The sequence below is a fragment of the Sporosarcina sp. FSL W8-0480 genome (assembly GCF_037963765.1).
In the GTDB taxonomy this organism is placed as follows: domain Bacteria; phylum Bacillota; class Bacilli; order Bacillales_A; family Planococcaceae; genus Sporosarcina.
This window is the reverse complement of record NZ_CP150166.1, coordinates 1,288,329-1,310,527: the sequence shown is the minus strand read 5'-3', so window position 1 is coordinate 1,310,527 and position 22,199 is coordinate 1,288,329. Positions and strand designations below refer to the sequence as shown.

The 22,199-nt window shown below is 43.0% G+C and carries 20 protein-coding genes; 6 read left to right on the top strand and 14 right to left on the bottom strand.

Going from position 1 to position 22,199, the window contains the following annotated elements; translation table 11 throughout:
* Positions 1 to 14: 14 nt before the first annotated feature.
* The 8 genes from lgt to NSQ43_RS06795 all read right to left on the bottom strand — a co-directional run bounded on the left by lgt (position 15) and on the right by NSQ43_RS06795 (position 10,753).
* Complete coding sequence (lgt, locus tag NSQ43_RS06830) at positions 15 to 821, bottom strand: prolipoprotein diacylglyceryl transferase (RefSeq protein ID WP_339254176.1); 807 nt, start codon at positions 819 to 821, stop codon at positions 15 to 17.
* Positions 822 to 825: 4 nt separating this feature from the next.
* Positions 826 to 1,764 carry an HPr(Ser) kinase/phosphatase gene (gene hprK / locus NSQ43_RS06825; protein WP_339254175.1) on the bottom strand — a complete coding sequence of 313 codons (939 nt, stop codon included), beginning with the start codon at positions 1,762 to 1,764 and terminating at the stop codon, positions 826 to 828.
* 420 nt (positions 1,765 to 2,184) lie between these two features.
* The gene (locus NSQ43_RS06820) at positions 2,185 to 3,342 is read right to left on the bottom strand and encodes a DUF4097 family beta strand repeat-containing protein (protein WP_339254174.1); all 1,158 of its coding nucleotides are present in this window, start codon (positions 3,340 to 3,342) and stop codon (positions 2,185 to 2,187) included.
* 109 nt (positions 3,343 to 3,451) lie between these two features.
* Positions 3,452 to 6,322 carry an excinuclease ABC subunit UvrA gene (gene uvrA / locus NSQ43_RS06815; RefSeq protein WP_339254172.1) on the bottom strand — a complete coding sequence of 957 codons (2,871 nt, stop codon included), beginning with the start codon at positions 6,320 to 6,322 and terminating at the stop codon, positions 3,452 to 3,454.
* Between the two features lie 7 nt (positions 6,323 to 6,329).
* Positions 6,330 to 8,312: an excinuclease ABC subunit UvrB gene (gene uvrB / locus NSQ43_RS06810; RefSeq protein WP_339254170.1), complete on the bottom strand. Its 1,983-nt coding sequence runs from the start codon at positions 8,310 to 8,312 to the stop codon at positions 6,330 to 6,332.
* Positions 8,313 to 8,472: 160 nt separating this feature from the next.
* Positions 8,473 to 8,715: an IDEAL domain-containing protein gene (locus tag NSQ43_RS06805; RefSeq protein WP_339254168.1), complete on the bottom strand. Its 243-nt coding sequence runs from the start codon at positions 8,713 to 8,715 to the stop codon at positions 8,473 to 8,475.
* 96 nt (positions 8,716 to 8,811) lie between these two features.
* Positions 8,812 to 10,020 (bottom strand): ABC transporter permease, encoded by a 1,209-nt coding sequence (locus tag NSQ43_RS06800; RefSeq protein ID WP_339254166.1) that lies wholly within the window; start codon positions 10,018 to 10,020, stop codon positions 8,812 to 8,814.
* Positions 10,013 to 10,753 (bottom strand): ABC transporter ATP-binding protein, encoded by a 741-nt coding sequence (locus NSQ43_RS06795; protein WP_339254164.1) that lies wholly within the window; start codon positions 10,751 to 10,753, stop codon positions 10,013 to 10,015. Before NSQ43_RS06795 ends, NSQ43_RS06800 begins: the two co-directional genes overlap by 8 nt.
* A 135-nt stretch (positions 10,754 to 10,888) precedes the next feature.
* Between NSQ43_RS06795 and NSQ43_RS06790 the strand changes: the two genes are divergently transcribed.
* From NSQ43_RS06790 to NSQ43_RS06770, 5 genes are all read left to right on the top strand, one after another.
* Positions 10,889 to 11,308 carry an HIT family protein gene (locus tag NSQ43_RS06790; protein WP_339254163.1) on the top strand — a complete coding sequence of 140 codons (420 nt, stop codon included), beginning with the start codon at positions 10,889 to 10,891 and terminating at the stop codon, positions 11,306 to 11,308.
* A 124-nt stretch (positions 11,309 to 11,432) separates the two neighbouring features.
* Positions 11,433 to 11,957, top strand: coding sequence for a tryptophan transporter (locus tag NSQ43_RS06785; protein WP_339254161.1), 525 nt, complete (start codon positions 11,433 to 11,435; stop codon positions 11,955 to 11,957).
* A gap of 126 nt (positions 11,958 to 12,083) precedes the next feature.
* On the top strand, positions 12,084 to 12,446 hold the full coding sequence (locus NSQ43_RS06780) for a YtxH domain-containing protein (RefSeq protein ID WP_339254159.1): 363 nt from the start codon (positions 12,084 to 12,086) through the stop codon (positions 12,444 to 12,446).
* 172 nt (positions 12,447 to 12,618) lie between these two features.
* Positions 12,619 to 13,209 (top strand): HTH-type transcriptional regulator Hpr, encoded by a 591-nt coding sequence (locus tag NSQ43_RS06775; protein ID WP_339254157.1) that lies wholly within the window; start codon positions 12,619 to 12,621, stop codon positions 13,207 to 13,209.
* A gap of 58 nt (positions 13,210 to 13,267) precedes the next feature.
* Positions 13,268 to 13,453: a hypothetical protein gene (locus tag NSQ43_RS06770; RefSeq protein WP_339254155.1), complete on the top strand. Its 186-nt coding sequence runs from the start codon at positions 13,268 to 13,270 to the stop codon at positions 13,451 to 13,453.
* Positions 13,454 to 13,497: 44 nt separating this feature from the next.
* Here the strand turns inward: NSQ43_RS06770 and NSQ43_RS06765 are convergent, their stop codons facing one another.
* Positions 13,498 to 13,596 carry a YjcZ family sporulation protein gene (locus NSQ43_RS06765; protein WP_339254153.1) on the bottom strand — a complete coding sequence of 33 codons (99 nt, stop codon included), beginning with the start codon at positions 13,594 to 13,596 and terminating at the stop codon, positions 13,498 to 13,500.
* A 144-nt stretch (positions 13,597 to 13,740) separates the two neighbouring features.
* On the opposite strand from NSQ43_RS06765, the gene NSQ43_RS06760 reads away from it, so the two are divergent.
* On the top strand, positions 13,741 to 14,607 hold the full coding sequence (locus tag NSQ43_RS06760; protein WP_339254151.1) for a peptidylprolyl isomerase: 867 nt from the start codon (positions 13,741 to 13,743) through the stop codon (positions 14,605 to 14,607).
* Between the two features lie 38 nt (positions 14,608 to 14,645).
* On the opposite strand, the gene yhaM is transcribed toward NSQ43_RS06760, so the two are convergent.
* From yhaM to NSQ43_RS06735, 5 genes are all read right to left on the bottom strand, one after another.
* Positions 14,646 to 15,584, bottom strand: a complete 939-nt coding sequence (gene yhaM / locus NSQ43_RS06755) for a 3'-5' exoribonuclease YhaM (protein WP_339254149.1) — start codon at positions 15,582 to 15,584, stop codon at positions 14,646 to 14,648.
* On the bottom strand, positions 15,581 to 18,469 hold the full coding sequence (locus NSQ43_RS06750) for an AAA family ATPase (RefSeq protein WP_339254147.1): 2,889 nt from the start codon (positions 18,467 to 18,469) through the stop codon (positions 15,581 to 15,583). Before NSQ43_RS06750 ends, yhaM begins: the two co-directional genes overlap by 4 nt.
* A gap of 10 nt (positions 18,470 to 18,479) precedes the next feature.
* Positions 18,480 to 19,697: a DNA repair exonuclease gene (locus NSQ43_RS06745; protein ID WP_339254145.1), complete on the bottom strand. Its 1,218-nt coding sequence runs from the start codon at positions 19,695 to 19,697 to the stop codon at positions 18,480 to 18,482.
* A 307-nt stretch (positions 19,698 to 20,004) separates the two neighbouring features.
* Positions 20,005 to 21,264 carry an ABC transporter permease gene (locus NSQ43_RS06740; RefSeq protein ID WP_339254143.1) on the bottom strand — a complete coding sequence of 420 codons (1,260 nt, stop codon included), beginning with the start codon at positions 21,262 to 21,264 and terminating at the stop codon, positions 20,005 to 20,007.
* Positions 21,257 to 22,156 carry an ABC transporter ATP-binding protein gene (locus tag NSQ43_RS06735; RefSeq protein WP_339254140.1) on the bottom strand — a complete coding sequence of 300 codons (900 nt, stop codon included), beginning with the start codon at positions 22,154 to 22,156 and terminating at the stop codon, positions 21,257 to 21,259. The genes NSQ43_RS06740 and NSQ43_RS06735 overlap by 8 nt, the downstream gene beginning before the upstream one ends.
* Positions 22,157 to 22,199 lie beyond the last annotated feature (43 nt).

The window sequence follows — 22,199 nt, the reverse complement described above, 5'->3', positions numbered from 1 at the left end:
TTCCCATCCCTCTTTTATTTATCTAAATAATTCACTTTCACTTTCTTGATGAATCTTCTATACACGAACATCGTGAGACCAAAGAGGATTGCGAGAATAGAAACGATTTGTGCGGCACGAAGATCCCCGCCATACAAGCTGTCCGTTCTCATCCCTTCGATAAAGAACCTTCCGATTGAATACCAAATTAGATAAAAGAAGAAAATCTCCCCACGCTTCAACCGCACTCTTCTGATGATCAAGACAATAATGAGGCCGACAACATTCCAAAGTGACTCATACAGGAATGTCGGATGGTATGTAACTCCTTCAATCGTCATCTGATTCATAATCCACTCAGGAATCCATGTGTTTGCAAGGAACTGCTCCGAAACTGGCCCACCGTGCGCTTCCTGGTTGATAAAGTTTCCCCATCTGCCAATGATTTGACCAATCAGAATACCAGGAACTGCTATGTCCACTACTTTCCAAAATGAAATACCGCGTTTTTTCGTAAAAAAGTATGTTGTTAAAAAGGCACCGATCAAAGCACCGTGTATCGCGATGCCGCCTTCCCAAATTTTGAACATATCTGCGGGGTTACCCCTATACGAATCCCAAGAGAAAATAACATAATATATCCGTGCACTAATAATGGAAATTGGAACGGCCCAAATGAGCAGATCCGTTAAAAAGTCCGGATGCATGCCCCGTTTCACCATTTCTTTTTGAACGACGAAGAATGCAAGAATAATTCCAGTAGTTATTAAAATTCCATACCAACGTACCGATATGGGGCCAAGCTCAAAGGCCGTTGGGTTGATTGTCATAAAGTCGAACATAGTTTTACTCTATCCCCTTTTCATTGCTATTTTGGATAGCCATATCGAGTCTTCTTGTAAATGCCTCCGCCGCATTAACGCCTAATCGTTTCATGCGATAATCCATTGCAGCCACTTCAATGATGACCGATAAATTTCGTCCCGGTCTTACAGGTACTGTCAGTTTTGTCACATCGGAATCCATGATCTTCGCCTTTTCTTCGTCAATGCCCAAGCGGTCATACAATTTGTCAGGATCCCATACTTCAAGGTCTATGATCATTAGGACACGCTTGTCATCTTTCACAGCGCTTGCTCCGAAAAGCGTCATCATGTCAATGATTCCGACCCCACGTATTTCGAGCATATGCTTTAATAGTTTCGGCGCATTACCGATAAGTACGTTTTTCGCGACTTGCCTGATTTCGACAGCATCATCAGCGACAAGTCGATGTCCCCTTTTCACAAGTTCCAAAGCAGTTTCGCTTTTACCTACGCCACTTTTTCCAGTGATTAATACGCCTATTCCATATACGTCGACAAGTACGCCGTGAACGGTTGTCATCGGGGCCAACTGGCCTTCAAGGAAGTTTGTCAACATGCTTGAAAATCTTGTTGTTGGGTGTTCGGTCTGAAGGACGGCGATATTTCGTGCATTCGCCAATTCTTTTAACTCATCCGGACATTCCATATTATGTGCGATGATGAAGGCTGGTGTTTCGGCTGTACAAAGTCGATCCATGCGATCGATTCGTTCGTTTGGACTCAGTTTATTGAAAAAAGAGACTTCTGTCTTTCCAAGCAACTGAACACGTTTAGATGTGTAAAAATCAAAGTAACCCGCCATTTCAAGTCCTGGGCGTGAAATGTCACTCATTGAGATTGTTCGTTCGATACCATCTTTTCCCGCAAGTAGTTCGAGTCCGAATTGGTTTTGAACATCTTTTATTGTTACAACAGACAATTACACCCATCCTTTCCTTTACAAGCTATGTTCTATTTTACCATGAAGAAATGTATTTGAAATAATTTCGTCTGAATTTGTGTACGATTCATGGTGTGAGCCCAATTGATTTCCGTTTCAGGCGGACGCTTTCCGGGGGGCGGGCGGTGAGCCAATCGAACCACGAAGAGTTCGATTTGCCGTATTTCTGCGCCTTTTGCAGAAATTAAGGCATCCCACCCCAGGTGCTCGTAACGCTGCGCTTTTACTCGCAAAAGCCGTTCTTCGTAACGGCTTTCACTGCGGGGTCTCACCTGTCCCGCTTAATCCCCCAGGAGTCGCCGCCTTCCACTTCAATCAATACAACTTAGATTACCTAAAATCAAATACAAAAAAACTGTAGACTTCCGATTTTTCGGTTGTCTACAGTCTAAGGGGGATTTAGTCATGTTTTACAATGTAGCAGACGATGACTGAGCCTGTTTTCGCTTCGCCTTGGATATAAAGCGGTGTTGTGTCGTCATTCTCGTCTTTTTTCGAGAAGCTGATGCTCCGTTGAAGGAATTGCTCTTGTTCGCTTGATTTATTGACATCATTCAACTGAAGGTCCAAGCGTCCCATGTTGGTAGAAATTTCACCTTGTAATGGAACATCGGATGGAATGTACACTTCGACTGTTCCGCTAACTGTTTTTGCATCTATTCTTTGTGCGGCAGTGTCGGTTGTTGTGACGACGACATGGCCGTTCAGTGATTTTGCTTCTACGTCTTTTAAATGACCGGATAAGTACACGCGACCATTGATCGTTTCGGCTTCAAGCAGCTCCCCGGTACTTTCGTTGAGTCGAATTGACCCGTTACCTGCCTCGAGTTCTGCCTCTTTGAAGTCAATACGTTCGAGATCCACTTTTCCGTTCGCTGTTTTCGTGTAGAATCGTTCGACCGTAACATCGTTCATTGTAAAATGGCCATTCAGAAGTCTTGCTGAGATTTTTTTATAGTCTTGCTTTGGTATGAAGAGATCTACATTCACTTGGATTAATTTTAAATCGCTAAGTAGACGCAGCTTCCCTTCGTCATTCAAGAAGATCAACTTATCAAGGAACTCCTTCCTCGACTCTTCTTCCGTCTTACCGCCATATGCCTTCACGACGAAATCGGCTTTTATTTCTTTCGCATCTGTCGCATGAACGGATATATTCCCGTTGTCGACATCGATCAGGATTTCTTCCAATTCATCCGCTTCTTTTACAATGGAATGATGGAATGTGGAGCTTCCGCCAAATGGTTTGTCGAAGTCGAATCCCTTCATTTTATCCACTGCGGTTTGCATGAATTGCATAAAGCGATCTCCGACAGTGACGAAGTCTTTCTTTATATCTTCGATGAATTCATCCATGGAAGGATCTTTCTTATTTCTTGAATAGGATTGATCATTGCCTTGGCTGGATTTGCTTTCATTTGTAAAGACCACTTCGTCCGCTTGGTTGTAATTTTCCTTAGTTGTTTTATCCAATGCTTCTAGAAGAGTTAAGGCTTCATCCATTGAAATTGTACCATTTTCCAGCATTGTCAAGATACGTTTGCGTTCGTTTTGCATCTGTCTGCCTCCTTGTTTGGTAAACCTTTTATTTCAACTTCAGCAAGAGTCCTTATTTCACTCTTACTTTCCGATAATATATATACGAATGATCATGCAGAAGGTTTCACTATCTTTTTAGTGCGACCTTTTCGATTTTGTCTTTCATTCTTTGTCGGTCCCTTTCAAGGATCGGTTTCAAATAGTGGCCCGTATATGATTTTGCAACTTCAGCGACCTCTTCAGGGGTGCCCGTCGCAATGATTTGGCCACCTTTGTCCCCGCCTTCGGGACCTAAATCGATAATATGATCGACAGTTTTAATGACATCAAGATTATGTTCAATGACAAGAACTGTATTGCCGGTATCCACCAAACGCTGTAGTACAAGGAGAAGTTTTTCAATGTCATGGACATGCAATCCCGTTGTTGGCTCGTCCAATATATAAAACGATTTACCGTTTGAACGTTTATGCAATTCGGATGCCAACTTCACCCGTTGTGCTTCCCCGCCCGATAACGTCGTAGCGGGTTGGCCAAGTTGGACATACCCTAACCCCACATCGGCAATCGTTTGTAGTTTCCGGCTGATTTTAGGGATATTTTCGAAGAAGATTAATGCATCCTCGACAGTCATCGCAAGGACATCCGCAATGTTCTTCCCTTTATATGTCACTTCCAAGGTTTCCCGATTATACCGTTTCCCATGACAAACTTCGCAAGGCACATAGACATCCGGGAGGAAATGCATTTCGATTTTGATAATACCGTCGCCTCTGCACGCCTCACAACGTCCGCCTTTTACGTTGAAACTGAAACGGCCTTTTTTATATCCGCGCACTTTTGCTTCATTCGTCATCGCGAACACATCACGCACATCGTCAAATAACCCGGTATACGTTGCGGGATTCGACCTTGGCGTTCTTCCGATAGGTGATTGGTCGATATCGATCACTTTTTCCAATTCCTCAAGTCCAGTGACAGATGTGAAACGGCCCGGCTTTTGCTTTGAACGGTTCAGCTTTTGGGCGAGCACCTTATGCAATACTTCGTTGACAAGCGTACTTTTCCCTGATCCCGAAACACCCGTAACTGCAATGAATTGTCCTAACGGGAAATCTGCATCGACATTCTTCAAGTTGTTTTCCGAAGCACCTTTAATCGAAACAACCCGGCCGTCCGATTTACGTCTTTCAATCGGCAATGGGATGAATTTCTTACCGCTTAAGTATTGACCGGTTAACGATTTAGGATCATTCATCACTTCTTTAGGCGTACCTGCTGAAACGATTTGACCCCCTTCTTGACCAGCCCCCGGACCGATGTCGATCAAGTAATCCGCTGCAATCATCGTGTCTTCATCATGTTCGACAACAATGAGCGTATTTCCGATATCTCGCATGCTTTGCAGTGTGCCGATCAGACGGTCATTATCCCGTTGATGCAGCCCAATCGAAGGTTCATCCAAAATGTAGAGGACGCCTGTCAATCTCGACCCGATCTGTGTAGCGAGCCTGATCCGCTGCGCTTCGCCGCCTGATAATGTCCCAGCGGCCCTTGATAATGTCAAATAGTCAAGACCGACATTAACGAGGAAGCCTAATCTTTCTTCAATTTCGCGCAAGATGAGCTTTGCAATTTGTGCATCTTTTTCCGAGAGAACGAGATTCCTAAAGAATGCATCCGCTTCTGTGATGGATAATTCGGTTACCTTTCCGATATGGGATCCATTCACTTTGACTGCCAACGTCTCTTCTTTTAATCGATAGCCATTGCAAGTCGGGCAAGCACGGCTCGCCATATATTTCTCCATTTGCTCTCGGATATAATCGGAAGATGTTTCCTTAAATCTACGTTCCACATTGGCAAGAACACCTTCGAAGTAAATATTATTCACACGTGTATTCCCAAATTCATTCGTATATTGGAATTTGACCATTTGATCCTTCGAACCGTATAGGATAATATTCAGGTCTTCATCCGGAAGGTCTTGCACCGGTACATCCATCGGAATTTTAAAGTGTTTGCAGATTGTCTTCAAAAGTTCTGGATAGTATTGTGAGCTTGTCGGTACCCATGGTGCAATTGCGTCTTCATTCAATGAAAGAGTAGCGTCTGGTATGACGAGTTCCGGATCGACTTCTAATTTAGTCCCTAAGCCATCACACTCGCCACAAGCACCGAAAGGACTGTTGAATGAAAACATCCTTGGCTCCAATTCACCTATTGAAAAACCACAAAGCGGACACGCATGATGCTCACTAAAAAGCAATTCCTCGACGTCGATTACATCGACTAAAACCGTTCCTTCGGCAAGGCGTAAGGCCGACTCCAATGAATCACTAAGGCGTGCCTCAATTCCCTCTTTAACAACAATCCGGTCGATGACGACTTCGATTGTATGCTTCTTATTTTTGTTCAGTTCGATATTATCATCGAGGTCCATAACGTCCCCATTCACTCGGATCCTGACATAGCCTTGTTTTTTAATGTCTTCGATCAATTTCGCATGGGTTCCCTTTCTGCCGGAAACGACAGGTGCAAGAATTTGCAGCCTTGAACGCTCAGGTAGCTGCATAATCCGATCGACCATCTGCTCAATTGTTTGGGACGTGATCTCGATTCCATGATTCGGACAGATCGGCTTGCCGACCCGCGCATAAAGCAATCGTAAATAATCGTATATTTCCGTTACCGTTCCGACCGTGGAACGAGGATTTCGGCTCGTCGTTTTCTGGTCAATGGAAATCGCAGGAGATAGTCCTTCAATGACATCTACATCGGGCTTATCCATCTGGCCTAAAAACTGGCGGGCATACGCGGAAAGTGATTCAACGTATCTCCTTTGCCCTTCTGCGTAAATCGTGTCAAATGCAAGTGATGATTTACCTGAACCGGACAATCCGGTAATGACAACTAGTTGATCGCGCGGAATGTTGACGTTAATGTTTTTCAGATTATGGGCTCTTGCCCCTTGTATGACAATCTCTTTATTTTTCATCGCGTCTTCACCCTTCAGCTTTCAATTCTAATATACTATCTCGAAGCTCAGCCGCCCTTTCAAAATCAAGTGCTTTAGCCGCTTCCTTCATTTCTTTTTCAAGCGTTACAAGAAGCTTCGCCTTATCTTCCTTCGTTAACTTCTTACCTTGAGTTACTCTCTCGAGTGGTGTCGTATTATCCTCAGCAACTTGAGTTGCCCTGATCACATCACGAATTTCTTTTTTAATAGTCGTCGGGGTAATGCCATGCTTTTCATTGTAGGCCATTTGAATTTCCCGACGTCGTTCTGTTTCCTCTATAGCCTTTTTCATCGAATCCGTAAAACGGTCCGCATACATGATGACCTTACCTTCCGAGTTTCGGGCTGCACGCCCGATCGTTTGGATAAGGGAGCGCTCCGAGCGGAGGAATCCTTCTTTGTCTGCATCCAAAATGGTGACAAGGGAAACTTCGGGAATATCAAGCCCTTCCCTTAGCAAGTTAATGCCGACTAATACATCATACGTACCCAATCTCAACTCACGGATGATTTCGATCCTCTCAAGTGTTTTCACATCCGAATGCAAGTATTGGACTTTAATACCGATATCTTTCAAGTAATCCGTAAGATCCTCTGACATCTTTTTCGTCAGTGTTGTTATCAATACCCGTTCATTCCGTTTAATACGCTCATTTACTTCATCGATTAAATCGTCGATTTGCCCTTCGATCGGCCTCACTTCAATAACCGGGTCAAGCAATCCCGTCGGTCTGATGATCTGCTCCACCATTTCCGGTGTATGCTCGATTTCATAAGGGCCTGGAGTTGCGGATACGTAAATTGCTTGACGCACGTAGTTCTCGAATTCTTGGAACATAAGCGGTCGATTGTCCAATGCTGAAGGAAGACGGAATCCGTGGTCGACCAATACTTGCTTCCTCGCCTGGTCGCCATTGTACATTCCGCGGATTTGCGGCAACGTGACATGACTTTCATCGATGACGATTAAGAAATCATCTGGGAAGTAATCCAATAATGTATACGGCGTCGCCCCAGCAGGTCGTAGGGTCAGATGCCTTGAATAGTTTTCGATTCCTGAACAGAATCCCATTTCCCTCATCATTTCGAGGTCGTATCTTGTCCTTTGTTCAAGTCGTTGCGCTTCAAGTAGTTTGTCTTCTTTTCTTAATAAAGTTAGGCGTTCTTCCAATTCCGCTTCAATATTTGCGATAGCCTTCACCATTTTTTCTTCTCCGGTGACGAAGTGGGATGCCGGGAATATTGCAACATGCTCACGATCGCCTAAAATTTCTCCAGTCAACGCATCGACTTCACGGATCCGGTCGATCTCGTCTCCAAAAAACTCGATACGAATGCAATGTTCGTCTTGGGACGCCGGGAAAAGTTCGACAACATCCCCTCTCACGCGGAACGTTCCACGGGTGAAGTTGATGTCATTCCTTGAGTATTGGATGTCTACGAATCGTCTGAGCAATTCATTTCTGCCAACTTCCATTCCTGTACGGAGGGAAACGACGTGTTTTCCATATTCCTCCGGGGAACCAAGTCCGTAAATACAGGAAACGGATGCGACAATTAGCACATCATTCCGTTCAAACAGTGCGGATGTGGCCGAGTGCCTGAGTTTATCAATCTCATCGTTGATGGTTGCGTCTTTTTCTATATAAGTATCCGTGTGTGGTACGTATGCTTCCGGTTGGTAAAAGTCGTAGAAGCTTACAAAATACTCCACCGCGTTGTTCGGAAAGAATTCTTTGAATTCGCTGTATAGTTGGCCAGCGAGAGTTTTATTATGTGCGATCACGAGTGTCGGTTTATTGACTTCCGTTACAACGTTTGAAACGGTGAATGTTTTTCCTGTCCCCGTTGCCCCTAAAAGCGTTTGATGCTTTTTCCCTTCATTTATGCCTTTGACAAGCTTTTCAATTGCCGCCGGCTGGTCGCCTAAAGGTGAGTATGGAGCTTGTAAGTTGAATTTTTGGACCATAGCAAGTCCTCCCCAAAATTGAATTACTTTCATCTTAACATAGAATGAAGTCAGACTAAAAGAAAAAGGGAACGTGTGTTTTTTCAATATGTCTACACAAGCAAAAAGCGGGTCTGCCGGTAGTCGATGTTCGACTAATGGCAGACCCACAAAAATATAGTTAGTTATCATCGACCTTCATCAATTCATCCGTCAATCTGTTGAAAGTCAATTCGTCTTTCTCGTCAAGTGCAAGATCGATTAGTTCCAAGAGACGTTTTTTTGTTTGCTCCCGGTGGATATGGCTCAGGAACAGATCCATATAAATATCATTTAATAATCTCTCCGCTTGTGCTGAAGAACTATTTTTCCCCACGGCTTTTAAGAACTCGGCATATGAATAATTATTTTCTATTTCCCTCACCCCTGATGCCTTTTTTTTATTATACCTAATTTAATGGTTCAGTTGCAAGGGTTTTGAGAATATTCTATTTTTATTTTTTCTTGAAGGATTAGATTTTCAATCTGTATTTTTTTCATCTGAAAATCGAATTGTTGCCATCGAGACGACTACGACAATGATTGCCATAATGATTGGCGTAAAAGAAATGCCTCCAACAACAATGCCAATAATAAGGACAAATAGTGCTTGTAATAATTGGATCGAGCTGACCGTTTTGCGGATTGCAGGCGCTCGAGTGTTTGTCGCTGCCGGGAAAAGCATATCCATTCTGAAGTCATCTCCAGCCCGTAATGCGTGAACAAGTTGGATCGATGAGGCGAATGCCAACGCACCGATAAAGATGTAGATCACAATCGGGAATGGAATTAGGACGACCCCTAAAATGGAAAGTGCCGTCAATCGGACCCAAAGCCAAAACGTATCGTCCGTCCGGATGAGTGTCCGTTGCAATAAATAGCGCTGCGGTGAAGTCTGTCCGAACTTTCCTGGACGCATAAGAAATCCAAGCCAAGCACGTCGACTGACGGAACCTTTTAAATGAGGCACATCCGTGAAATAGTTGGCAAACCGATAGAACCGCATCATCCGATTTTGTTCAAGCGTGATGAAATGCTCGTATGGAAACGGTTTGCCCGCGCTTTTTTTCTTATAGTGCAAATAATACAAAGCCATGACCAAACCAATCACTGGTATGAAAATCGGATGCCCCGCAAGCATCATATAGATGAGCAAAGCGGAAAGGATAAACCGAACAAGTCGATCTTTCAAGATCCCTTCCCCATCACTTGCCCGTCGATAATGATATTCTGTTTCAACATAAATCCATTTCACAAGTATGATAATAATCGCAGTTAATAAGAATTGAGGCATACCCGCGTCATTCGTCGCCGCCAATAAAGGCATCATGACGATCAAGAGCATAAAAGGGATTGGCAGTTGTGAAATTAACGAGTACCGTAATGACCTATTTAAATAGTCCTCAAGTTTCTTTTCCATCGGAAGGAAAAAGACACTATCAGCCGGCTTGAGCAAGGTTACTGGTGCACCAAAAACAAGTGCGGATCCAATCAGGATAGCTGCGATAATAGCGGATGGAAAGCTTTCAGGCACTTCCTTCAACCATTCACTGTACGCATAGCCTCCTGCCCCGATCGTGAATAGCAGTACAATTACCAGATGGCCCGTAAATACGAATTTCATGTATTTTTGCAATTCGTTCATGTAATGGACAAATCGTCTTGCCCATATCTCACGCAAACTATTCATAGTCTTGCTCCTTGGTCATGGATATATATAGTTCATCCAACGAGGCTTTTGGAAGGTTGAAAGCCTTCCTTAGATCATCCATCGTCCCTTGCGCACGAACCCGCCCTTCATGAAGAACGATAATCCGGTCACAATATTTTTCTGCGGTGGACAGGACATGCGTAGACATTAAAACGGATGCGCCATTCGCTTTACGCTCATCTATTTGATCTAACAATGAACGAATCCCAATCGGATCAAGACCGACGAACGGTTCATCGATAATGTACAGTGAAGGTTCCACAAGAAAAGCACACATGATCATCACTTTTTGCCGCATCCCTTTCGAAAAATGCGCAGGGAACCAGTTTAAGCGTTTCTCCATCATGAACTCTTTCAAAAGCATTTCCGAACGGGCTTCGAACACTTCCCTGTCAAGACCATATGCCATCGCTGTCAGCTCAAGATGCTCCTTCAATGTAAGTTCTTCATACAAAATCGGTGTTTCCGGTATATATGTGAACGCCTTTCGATAAGCTTCGGGATCTGTTTCAAACGTGACACCGTCCACGATTATTTCTCCATCATGAGGATTCATCAGTCCGATAATATGTTTTATGGTTGTACTTTTCCCAGCACCATTCAAACCAATTAATCCGACCAATTCGCCCTCGCCAATTTCGAATGACAAATCATGTAAAACCGGCTTACGTGTATATCCGCCTGTCACATCTTTCACTTCAAGAATTGTCATATCCATCCTCCATTCATATATGCATTTTACCAAACTTTGCTTAGGAATGCTTTGTCCATCTTTCACGTATTAACAGAAAATATGCTACACTATGGGCAATCATGAATATGTATTAACAGAAAGGATAGATAAGAGATGACATCATGTATTTTTTGTAAAATTGTCGAAGGATCCCTTCCAAGTGAAAAGATTTATGAGGACGAGCATGTCGTCGCTTTTATGGATGTCATGCCTGTCACGAAGGGGCATGTTTTATTGATCCCCAAAACCCACCGGGAAAACATTTATGACATGACAGAAGAAGAAGCATCCAACTTATTTGCAGTGGCGCCAAAAATTGCAAATGCTCTAAAGGAAGAATTCACTCCTGCCGGCATGAATCTCTTGCAAAACAACGGAGCTCCTGCGGGTCAGGCAGTCTTTCACTTCCATCTTCACTTCATCCCGCGTTTCGACGAGACAGATGGCTATAGTTCCAACTGGGATCCAAAAGTGGAAGAGTTTCCTCAAGAAAAGATTAAGGAAATCGCTCAACAAATCCGGAATCGTTTTTGAAAAATAAAATAGCCATTGATTAGTTAGATAAAAAAGCGTATAATTCCATATAAGTTTTCGCTGCCGATCACGAGGATACGTCAGGAAAACCAAAATACTTAGTTGAGTTGAGGAGAGATGAGAAATGAATACGAAAAACCTTACGTTGATGGCGTTATTAGTAGCCGTCGGTGCCGCTTTGTACCTTGTGATTCCGGGGTATGGCGAGGGCATGAAGCCCGACTTCATGTTGACGATGATGATCATCGGGATTTTACTATTCCCGGATGCACGAAGCGTCTTTTTACTTGGTGCGACAACTGGAGTCCTTTCGGGGATTTTTACAAGTTTCCCTGGTGGATTCATCCCGAATGTCATCGATAAGCCGATCACAGCTTTTATCGTTTACGCGGCAATTGTATTATTAAAGAAAACTGCAAACCATTTGGCCGTTTCAACCGCCATCGTCTGTGTGGGAACAATAATTTCCGGAAGCATCTTCCTATCCGTTGCAATCTACGTGATGGGGGCAAGCGTACCTTTCGGACTCCTATTCGTTACTGTCGTTTTACCAACGGTTGCATTGAACGGTATCGTATTTTTCATCATTTATCCGATTATAAAAGGATTGCTGAAACGCTCATCCTTCAAAACAGCATTATCAAATTGACATTCAAGCTTCCCTCAATCCGAGGGAAGCTTTTTTAATTATGATTGTTTGTATTTGAACGAAACTTCTTACCATGTTTTAATAATACTATAAGAGGAATACCATTCATTGAAAGGAGTGTAATCCATGAAAGCATCTACATTTTTAGTAGGATTACTTGCAGGTTCAGTGACAGCTGCTGTTACTGTGTTATTTTCCACTCCACAAACGGGAAGCGAAATACGCTCGTCCGTTAAAAGCGCTTCAACTGACATGAAGCATAAATTGAATGATGTCAAAAACAGAATATCCGAGTTAAAGACTTCCATCTCACATATGACGAAGGAAGCAAAAGAACTTGTCCCCGAAACAGTTCAGGATATCAAAGGCTCCATCGAACAATGGCAACGTTCTACCGAATCTAACAAAGAACGACTCGAAAAGAAAATCCAGGCAATCCAGTCCTCCATCGAAGAACTGGAACAAACCATCTCCACCCAACAGAAATAAGTGTATGGAAAGTTATCCGATGCAAAACCCGGATAACTTTTTTTGTTCCGCCTGAAACGAAAAGCAACCTTTTTTTTCACATAAATAAGTATTTTTGCAATTCCAACTTTTTTATTTGAAGTTTTCCTGCTATAATGAAAATAAACAAACTATTTAATCTTGGAGGTATTTTATGTCTGAACAAAAGTTTTCGCAAAAAGAGGCGATGATTTATAGTCAGCGTGTTGCCCAAATGTCTAAGGCCCTCTGGAAAGCAGTCGAAAAAGACTGGCAAGAATGGATAAAACCTTATGACTTGAATATCAATGAACACCATATCCTTTGGATCGCTTACCACCTCCAAGGAGCCACCATCTCAGACGTCGCTAAATTCGGAGTCATGCACGTATCCACTGCATTCAACTTCTCAAAAAAACTTGAAGAACGAGGTTACCTCAAATTCTTCAAAAAAGATGACGATCGTCGGAATACATACGTAGCTGTTACAGAATCAGGCGAAGAGATCCTTCAAGAAATGAACGAAAACTACTATGATTCCAACCATGGAATTCTTGAAGGTTCACTTCCAATCAAAAGCATATACGGTAAATTCCCTGAATTTTTAGAAGTGATGTCGGTTATACGCAATATTTACGGAGAAGATTTCATGGAAATCTTTGAACAAGGGTTCAAACGAATCGACAGCGCCTTTGACGAAACAGATGGAGAACTAATTTCCGTATCAAAAAGAGAGCCTGAATTACAAACCGCCGATGAAAAATAATGTCATTTTCTTTAATTGTCTGCTATTATTAAAGAAGTGTTGAAGAGGAGGAATGGAATTGATCCTTATCGTTACAGTTCTATTTTCATTATTTTACTTATTTCAAATAAACAAAATGACATTTGCATTATGCCAATCTAGAGAAATTCCAGAAGAAAAGCAACCTAAAATATATCGAACGGTTAACATTCTAATAACTATTTTGATACTGTCGCTCTATCTCGAGGTTCTCTTAAAAGTATAATTTAAAAAGTCCAACTCCCCAATCGGGAAGTTGGACTTTTCATCTTAGTAGAGGTATGCAGCCCCAACAATAATCAACAAAATAAACAATACTACGATCAACGCAAATCCGGAAGCTCCTTGCCCATGGCCATATCCACTCATTCGAGCACCTCCTCTCTATTTGTATCCTATGCTGAGGAGATTTCGCGTTATAGGCAAACCGGAAATAACCATTTTGTTTTATCTTACTGTTGTTTTTATGGTATAGTATCAACTGGCGTACACAAAAGTTAGGGGAGAATAGATATGAAAAAAACGGTCCTTGCAATGACGATGGCGGCATCGGTTTTAGCGCTTGCTGCATGTAACAACGAAAAAGCATCTGACGATGAGGTTATGGCAACAACAAAGTCCGGGACAATCACTAAAGAAGACCTCTATGAAGAAATGAAGGGTGCGATTGGCGCTACAGTATTCGAAAACCTTCTACTTCAACAAGTTTTGGAGACTGAATATAAAATTTCCGACAAGGATTTGAAGGAAGAAATTGATAAACGAAAAGAAAGCTACGGAGAAAACTTCGAAATGTACCTTCAATCTAAGGGGATCAATGAAAGATTCTTCGAAAACCAAGTGAAAGCTGAACTGCTTCAAACGAAAATGATCGAATCATTGACAGTGGATGAAGCTGAGCTTGCACAAGGATTGGAACGTGCTAAAACTGAAGTCCACGCTCGCCACATTCTTGTGGAAGATGAAAAGAAAGCCCAAGAAATCATTCAAAAGTTGAATGAAGGCGGAGATTTCGAAGCGTTGGCGAAAGAGTTTTCAACTGAGCCAATCGCCCAACAATCAGGCGGAGATTTAGGTTGGTTCGGCCCTGGCAAAATGCTTCAAGAATTTGAAGATGCGGCATACTCTCTAAAAGTTGGAGAAATCAGCGAACCAGTGAAGACAAGCTATGGGTATCACATTATCGAATTGCTTGAAACACGTCCTGCTGAAACCGATAAAACTGAAGAAGAAATAAAAGCCGAGCTTGAAAACCTTCTTAAAGGCGCTCAATTTGAAGCAAAACTTGAAGAATTGATCAAGGCTGCAGATGTAGACATTAAAGCTGACGAGTTCAAACATGTACTTGAATTGTACTTGCCTAATAAAGAAAATAAATAATTGTAAAAGAGCCCCAGAATGAATTCTGGAGCTCTTTTTTAATCAAGATTAGGTTTATAAAACGATCGATTATCGAGCGCGAATACTCGCTCCGTAAATTCTCCGTTTGCAGTTTTTGACATCACTCGATTGAGCATATTCATTTTTGCATCGATATTATCAATATAATGCAGCACTTCCGCCTCCATTAACATCGGCCGTTTCGGGCTGCCCCACTCCTCTTTACCATGATGGGATAAGACCATATGTTGGAGCAGCATTACTTCTTCCCCGCTTATATCCAATTCATCAGCGGCTTTTGAGATTTCATTCACCATTATCGTAATATGGCCAAGCAGGTTACCTTCGACTGTATATTGTGTTCCGATCGGTCCGGAAAGCTCGATCACTTTTCCGATATCATGTAAAATGATACCCGCGTAAAGAAGGTCTTTGTTCAGCGTCGGATACAATTCGGCAATCGCCTTTCCAAGCTTCAGCATCGACACAACATGATCCAGCAACCCGGATACATAATCATGATGATTCCTTGTAGCCGCCGGATACACAAGAAAATCAGATTGGTGTTTTTTCAATAAATGCCTCGTGATCCGTTGAATATGCGGATTTTTCATCTCAAAGAAATACTGCAATAACTCCTCATAAAGGGCTTCCTTCGTTTTTGCAGCCGAAGGGACCAAGTCGGAAATCGACACGCCTTCATCTTCCTTTACCGGGCGGATGCTTTTAATGCGAAGTTGGTTTTTTCCTCGGTACTCATGAACTTCTCCACCAACTTTTACGATTGTCGCGGCAGCATATAATTTCTCATGCTCATCCCCCGTATCCCAAAGCTTCGCTTCTATATCACCGCTCTTATCTTGTAAAATGAGGGTCATGAAAGGACTGCCCTGTTGTGTGATTCCTTTCGTCGATTGTTTAATGAGTAAAAACATATCGACAGTCTCGCCGACTTGATGCTCCATAATTTTTTTCATCTAATGATCGCCCCCTTGACGCTTCCTGTATCGGAAACTGTAATAACTTTAGCGTTTGTCCATTCCTCTACTATCTTATCATGACAAGTGAAGTAGATGAACTGATGCTTTACACTTAACTGCTCTACTATTCTTTTCATACGGGAAAGCCTTACTTCGTCAAAATGGACAAATGGGTCATCCATGATGATTGGAAACGGTGCTGTCCTTTCCATTTCCATTGTTAGTGACAGCCTTAGTGAAATATAGGCTTGCTCCTTTGTCGCCTGGCTGAGCTCGATAATCGGGTATCTCATCCCATCTCGAGAGACAGCCTGAAATAGGCCATTCTCCAATATCGAAAGGGAAACATATTGCCCCCCTGTCAGTTCACGAAAAAGACTCTCAGCATCTTGTAACACTTTTGGAAGTTTCTTCTCCTGCAACTCCTTCATCATGCCTTTTATAGCCGCCACAGCCGTTTGACGGACAGCCCACTTTTTCGCAAGCTCGGCGAACTCTGCTTTTTTCAATTCGAAAACCTGTTGTTTTTGCTGATATGCATCATCCGTCAACAGTTTTTCCGTCTCGATTTTCAATGCCGTCTTTTCCTGCAGGAACTGATCCAATCGGGATTCCAACTCGGCAATCTCCTTCTCCGCATCCGCAATCTTCATCTTCAGCTCTTCCGCCGAAAGGACAACATTCTCCATACTTTTTTCATGGACACCTAATTGGGACTCTGTATCCTCCAATTGCTTACGTAGACGGACTTTCTCCTCGAAGTCCGTGTATGCCTGATAATACTGCTCTTCCGTCTCGACCCCAACTTCTTTGAATAAATGATCGCGTTGCCCTAACAATGACTGGATGATTGCATAAAGGTCATTTCGTTTTAGTATCAACTGCTCCAATCGTGCAGATAACGTCTCGTATGATTGCATATCGGATTTTTTATGGATGAACTCGCTTCTTAACTTTTCATAAAGAGCATCTTCAGGTATTTCCAATCCAATAGTGGATTCAATCTGTTCCTGTCTCTCCTTGATTTGCCCTATCAATTGTTTCTGTCTATCATGGAGTTCAACTGATTCACGACTAATTTCTTGTATCGTACGAGCCATCCCGAAGAACTCGTGAAGAATACCTGAATTCGGAATCTTATGCATGCCGTACGCAATGAAAAATCCGCTTAATGCTTCCTCAAGGTTCTCTTTCTTACGTGATAGGTTTTCAAATTCTGTTTCTATTCCACCCATTTGCCGCTCATAGGAACTTGCAGCTTCCGCAAGCTGACTTTCCTTTTGACGGTATGCAGTAATTTTTTCAGTTAGACTCCTCATTTGATCTTCATATCCAGAATACGTGTCAACAAACTTTTGCATTTCAGCCGTTTTCGATTCGTCGGGCCGCTTTTTATTTCCAAATCCTAAAATAACAGCCGCACCTGCAATACAGACCCCTATAATGACAAATAGCCATTGCTTATCAATAAGACCGAACCCCATCGCCAAAATCGCCACGATAAACATTAAAAGTAAAGGAAGTGAAGTCCCGCTTGTACTTTTGGATCTACTGAATTGAAGATAGGCTTTCGCTTCAGATAGACGTCTTTCAATTGACGGCCATTCTTTAACACGTTTTTGTTCCTCATCGGACGGAGAGTTTTTCTTTAAGGCAAGCTGATCGTTTCTCACTTCACTAAGGGCAGTCTCCAAGTATGTAAGCTGGCGGTCGATATAGCCAAGCTGCCTTTCAAACTCCGCAATCGTTTGCAGTTGTTCGTACAAGCTTTCTTCCTGATGGATCGATACATCCGCTTTCAGTATCAAATCATCCGTTTCCAACCCAAGGCGACCAAGCACCTGTACCCTCTTTTCCTTTAAATGCCTAATTTTTTCACGGACGACACCTAACTCAGTGCGCCATTTATGCCACTCGGGTTCCCTGCTGAGCAATCCATCAATTCTCATGATTGTTTGATGATCCGGACGATGTTGCAAGCGTTTATTCAAATCCTCGATTTCATCATTGAGTCCCCGCATTTTCGCTTCCATTTCAGTCAATTTGCTTTGGACCGTTTCAAATCGTCTAATGCCATCCGCTGGAAAAACAACATCTCCCATACGCTCCAATTTCGTCAGAAGCGCCTGTTTTCGTTCGTGCAAAGGCAATAGTTGCAGTTGAAGTCCAAGAGACTGTTTTTGTTCACGAACTCTATCATATGCATCTTTGGTACCTGTCCATTCATGCTCAATTTCGCGAATCCTCTTCACTTTAGGGGAATAGGCAGACACTCTTTCTTGTTCCTTTTTCAAATCGGTTTCGAGGTCCTTTAATTCCTGCAGTCTGACGTTCATCTCCGGATTTCGACCCGTCTTTTTGAATAACTCGCCGATTTCCTTTTCCAACTTCTTTTCCACAGTTAACAATGAATCGATTCCTGTAGTCCCTGAAGACAGAAGCGTCCGGCTCAACTCGACCTCGTCCATCCGTTCAAATCCTTGCAGTTGTAGGAGAGAGAACGAAAAGACCGATTCAAATGCAGTGCGGTCATATTGCCTAAGCAAGTTCTGCAACGCTTCCTCCCCGCCCTGTGATCCATCTTCGAAAATCACTGTCACATCCCCGGCAGACTTCCCACGAACCCGTTCAATGATGCAATCCCCATACACCTCGTCCTGTATATGGACTTGCCCCCCATATTTGCCGCCTGATTTCGGCTCATATCGTAGTTGCGCACTATTTTTTTGCGGATAGCCGAAAAGCGTCTGTACGATAAATTGTTGGATCGTCGTTTTGCCGGCCTCGTTTTGTCCGTAGATCACATTGACCCGGTCATCAAAGTCTATCGTTTTATTCTCATGTTTACCGAAGCCATAAATAACGACTTTTTTGATTTTCACGATTTCCACCTCATTTCGCCGATGGTAATTCCCTTAAAAGGAGCTGTTCAACATCATCTTTTAATTCAGAGAGATCTTCTTCCGTGGGCGCGTCAATATAACGAATTGCCCGTACATGCTGGTAAAGGTCACTGAGGACATCATTCCATTCATCGGATGACCAGCTTTCGACCTGATCAATTACGGCCTCTATTAGATTATTGCTGTTTTCTGAACGCACCAAGTTTTTCAATGTAAACCGTTGCACCCAAACAAACGGCTCCTTACCGTCCAACATTTCACGGATAGCTTCGAGCCATAGTTCATCAGGGGACTGTGCAAAAAAATCGGCTGTTTCCGCATCCATGATTGTCACTGTCAGATCTACGATGGATGGCCCTTTCTCCGAGGTAAATTCGTTTAATGCTTCTTCCGTTAGACGAAGCCATTCATTCGCATGGCGGATGCCACTGCAAGGGAGTTGAAGTTGTCCGAAGTGGACAGCCGATGTCGGGATGAATGAAAGTGTTGTATCCGTTTTACTTAATTCGACCTCGTAAAACCCTTTTTCGCCCGTTTCATTTCGATGGCGTCCTTGGATATTCCCTGGATAGACGACCGGCGGGTCAACGCTTATCTGCTGCCGGGTATGGATATGGCCTAACGCCCAGTAATCATACCTCTTCGACTGGAGGTCTGTTAGCGTGAAGGGCGCGTATACCGCATGTGATTCATCCCCCGCAACACTGCCGTGCAACAGTCCGATATGGAAGGTGTTGGAATCCGTAGCAACCGGATAGTGGGTGACCATACCTTCCCGCACATGCCGTTTCGGATAACTGAAGCCATGCAGAACGACTTCCTGCCCCTTTTTAGTTATAGATACTTCTTCAACTTCTTCCTTGAACTCATGGACATTCGGAGGCATCTCAAACCGTGTCCAATTCCCGGCAAGGTGATCATGGTTGCCGTATGTGATGAAGACCGGAATATCAGCATCGTTCAGCCGCCCCATCCCCTCAATGAATTTCTGCTGTGCACGTAAACTTCGATCTTCACCGTCATACAAATCACCTACGATGAGGATGAAATCCGGACGGGTTTGCAACGCGTGATCGATCAGTCGATTGAACGCAGTAAATGTACTTTCACGCAGTTCATTCAAACGCTTCGGCGGTAGTCCCGTCATCCCTTTAAACGGGCTGTCCAAATGCAAATCCGCCGCATGTATAAATCGGATTGATGACAACTTAATTGGCCCCTTTTCAAAACGAATATTTGTTCTAATTCTACCATATGGGCAAGGTTTATAGAAATAAACAAAAGAGGGATGCTACATGTTATCGGATAGGCGAATGCGGTAGTTAAAAAGTCCCGAAATGACGATATATTACGGGAAATGATCGATATAATCCAGGAAATGATCGATAACCACTCCCAAGTGATCGATATATGTTGGGAAATGATCGATAAAAGTCGGGAAATGACCGATAACTTTCAATGCAATAAAAAAACCACCCCGAAGTATTTTTCAACAACGCGAGGCGGCTTTACTATTACTCTTTCCCTAATTGAATCGCTTTTTTAATATCTTTTAACGAGCGAGACGGTCCATACATGAGGACTCCGCCACGATAGACCCTTGCCCCGAACCACCCAAGGATGAAAATGGTAAACAGCATGATCGCAATCGCGAGTAGTGGTTCCCACATTGGCAATCCTAAAACCCCGACCCGCAAGAACATGACAAACGGTGCGAAGAACGGGAAAAATGATGTATATTTTACATACGCCATTTCAGGGTTGTTCAGACCAGTTGCAGCGATGATGAATCCTATTACAATAACAACCGTCATCGGCATGATCATCTGCTGAACATCTTCCGTTCTGCTTACTAATGAGCCCAATAACGCGGCAAGTGTAGCATAAAGGAAATAACCTAAGATGAAGAATATTGCTGCATACACCAATGTACTCGTACTTACGTTTTTCAGGCTAATGAATTCTGAAAGCCCTCCAGGCACTTCAGTTGCAGACGTTTTGAATGCAATGTAACCTGTAATTCCGTAGATGATAATTTGCAAGATTCCAAGTGACCCGATGCCTAACACTTTCGCAAACATATGCTTTACGGGAGAGACGCTTGAAATCATGATTTCCATTACTCTTGACGACTTTTCATTCGCAACATCCATAGCAATCATGGTCGAATACATAATAACAGACATGTAAATAACGAACATAAGAATGTAGACGAGTATTTGTGCAGTCATCAATTCTTCTTCCGACTTTGCAGAAGGGGAGACATTTTGCTGTTCAAATTGAATGGGCGTGAACAATGTTTGGACTTCCGCTCCAGATAAAGCGAGTTCATCCGCTTTCAATTGTGTTTGTATAGATTGCAAAGCATCTTGAATGCGGCGCGGTAAATTGAAATCCATTAAGCTCATCGTTGTATAATTTGCATGGATAATACCTTGTTCATCCAATGATAAGGAAAGGAAGGAATCGATTTCCTTTGTAGTCACTTCATCAGTGAGCTCACTCACCGACTTCCCGGTCGCTTCAACTGTCAAATTGCCATCCGTCGCCTCAAGCTGCATCTTCAACTTATCGGCTAAAACCCCACTTTCGTCAATGACTTGAATGACCTCTTTCTTATCTCCACCTGACACATGTTGAACGGTATCGATAATTTTTGGCATATTCGCAAGCAGGAAGATTCCCGCCATCATAATCATTGTAGTGATGATGAAGGATTTCGCCTTGGCCTTTGATGAAAATGATTGTTTGAAGATTATCCAGAATTCACGCATGTTCTTTCCCCACCTTTGCGATGAAAATGTCTTGCAATGAAGGCTCTTCGATTTCAAAATGACGGATTGGACCTTCCTTCAATGCCGCAGTCAATAATTCATTGGCCACCTCTTCATCTTCAATTTGGAAGACGGCCCCTTCCACTGAATGGGCTACCGAAACAACTCCACGGATGCGGTCAAGGTTCGTCAAATCATAATCGGAACGGATTCGTACATTTTGCCTTCCGAATGAACGCTTCACATCCCGCAACGACCCCTCAACAATTTGTTTTCCTCTATGAATGATGCTTAGCTGTTCGCATAACTCTTCGACATGATCCATCCGGTGACTCGAGAAGAGGATGGTAGCCCCATTATTTCTAAAATCCACAATTGCTTTCTTCAACATTTCCACATTGACCGGGTCGAGTCCGGAAAACGGTTCGTCAAGGATGAGAAGCTTCGGATCATGCATCAGGGAAGCTATGACTTGAATCTTTTGCTGGTTCCCTTTTGATAACTCCTCCACCTTTTTATTCAAATACTGTGGAACTTCGAATCTATCAATCCAATACTTGATCGCTTTCTTTGCATCCGATTTATTCATTCCCCTCAGTTCACCAAGGAAAATGAGTTGCTCTTCTACTTTCATCTTCGGATAAAGACCGCGTTCTTCCGGCAAATAGCCGATTTCAGGACTTGTCGCGTAGGAAATCGTCTTGCCATTCCAAGCAATCTGCCCGACATTCGCATTCAACAATCCAAGAATCATCCGGAAAGTCGTCGTTTTACCGGCACCATTCGCGCCTAAGAAACCATACATCGTCCCTTTTTCAACTTTCAGATTCAAATCATCAACGGCCGTGAAATTTCCGAACCGCTTCGTTACGTTTTCAAGTTGTAAAGCCATCATAAATCCCCTTTCCTTGTTCCCACTATTTTTACTACGAGAT

Coding starts and splice junctions, on each gene's coding strand:
- uvrA (WP_339254172.1), bottom strand. CDS start 6,322: ATGAAAAATAAAGAGATTGTCATACAAGGGGCAAGAGCCCATAATCTG.
- NSQ43_RS06765 (WP_339254153.1), bottom strand. CDS start 13,596: ATGAGTGGATATGGCCATGGGCAAGGAGCTTCCGGATTTGCGTTGATC.
- NSQ43_RS06790 (WP_339254163.1), top strand. CDS start 10,889: ATGACATCATGTATTTTTTGTAAAATTGTCGAAGGATCCCTTCCAAGT.
- NSQ43_RS06780 (WP_339254159.1), top strand. CDS start 12,084: ATGAAAGCATCTACATTTTTAGTAGGATTACTTGCAGGTTCAGTGACA.
- NSQ43_RS06735 (WP_339254140.1), bottom strand. CDS start 22,156: ATGGCTTTACAACTTGAAAACGTAACGAAGCGGTTCGGAAATTTCACG.
- NSQ43_RS06820 (WP_339254174.1), bottom strand. CDS start 3,342: ATGCAAAACGAACGCAAACGTATCTTGACAATGCTGGAAAATGGTACA.
- NSQ43_RS06760 (WP_339254151.1), top strand. CDS start 13,741: ATGAAAAAAACGGTCCTTGCAATGACGATGGCGGCATCGGTTTTAGCG.
- yhaM (WP_339254149.1), bottom strand. CDS start 15,584: ATGAAAAAAATTATGGAGCATCAAGTCGGCGAGACTGTCGATATGTTT.
- NSQ43_RS06795 (WP_339254164.1), bottom strand. CDS start 10,753: ATGACAATTCTTGAAGTGAAAGATGTGACAGGCGGATATACACGTAAG.
- lgt (WP_339254176.1), bottom strand. CDS start 821: ATGTTCGACTTTATGACAATCAACCCAACGGCCTTTGAGCTTGGCCCC.
- NSQ43_RS06740 (WP_339254143.1), bottom strand. CDS start 21,264: ATGCGTGAATTCTGGATAATCTTCAAACAATCATTTTCATCAAAGGCC.
- uvrB (WP_339254170.1), bottom strand. CDS start 8,312: ATGGTCCAAAAATTCAACTTACAAGCTCCATACTCACCTTTAGGCGAC.
- NSQ43_RS06800 (WP_339254166.1), bottom strand. CDS start 10,020: ATGAATAGTTTGCGTGAGATATGGGCAAGACGATTTGTCCATTACATG.
- NSQ43_RS06775 (WP_339254157.1), top strand. CDS start 12,619: ATGTCTGAACAAAAGTTTTCGCAAAAAGAGGCGATGATTTATAGTCAG.
- NSQ43_RS06785 (WP_339254161.1), top strand. CDS start 11,433: ATGAATACGAAAAACCTTACGTTGATGGCGTTATTAGTAGCCGTCGGT.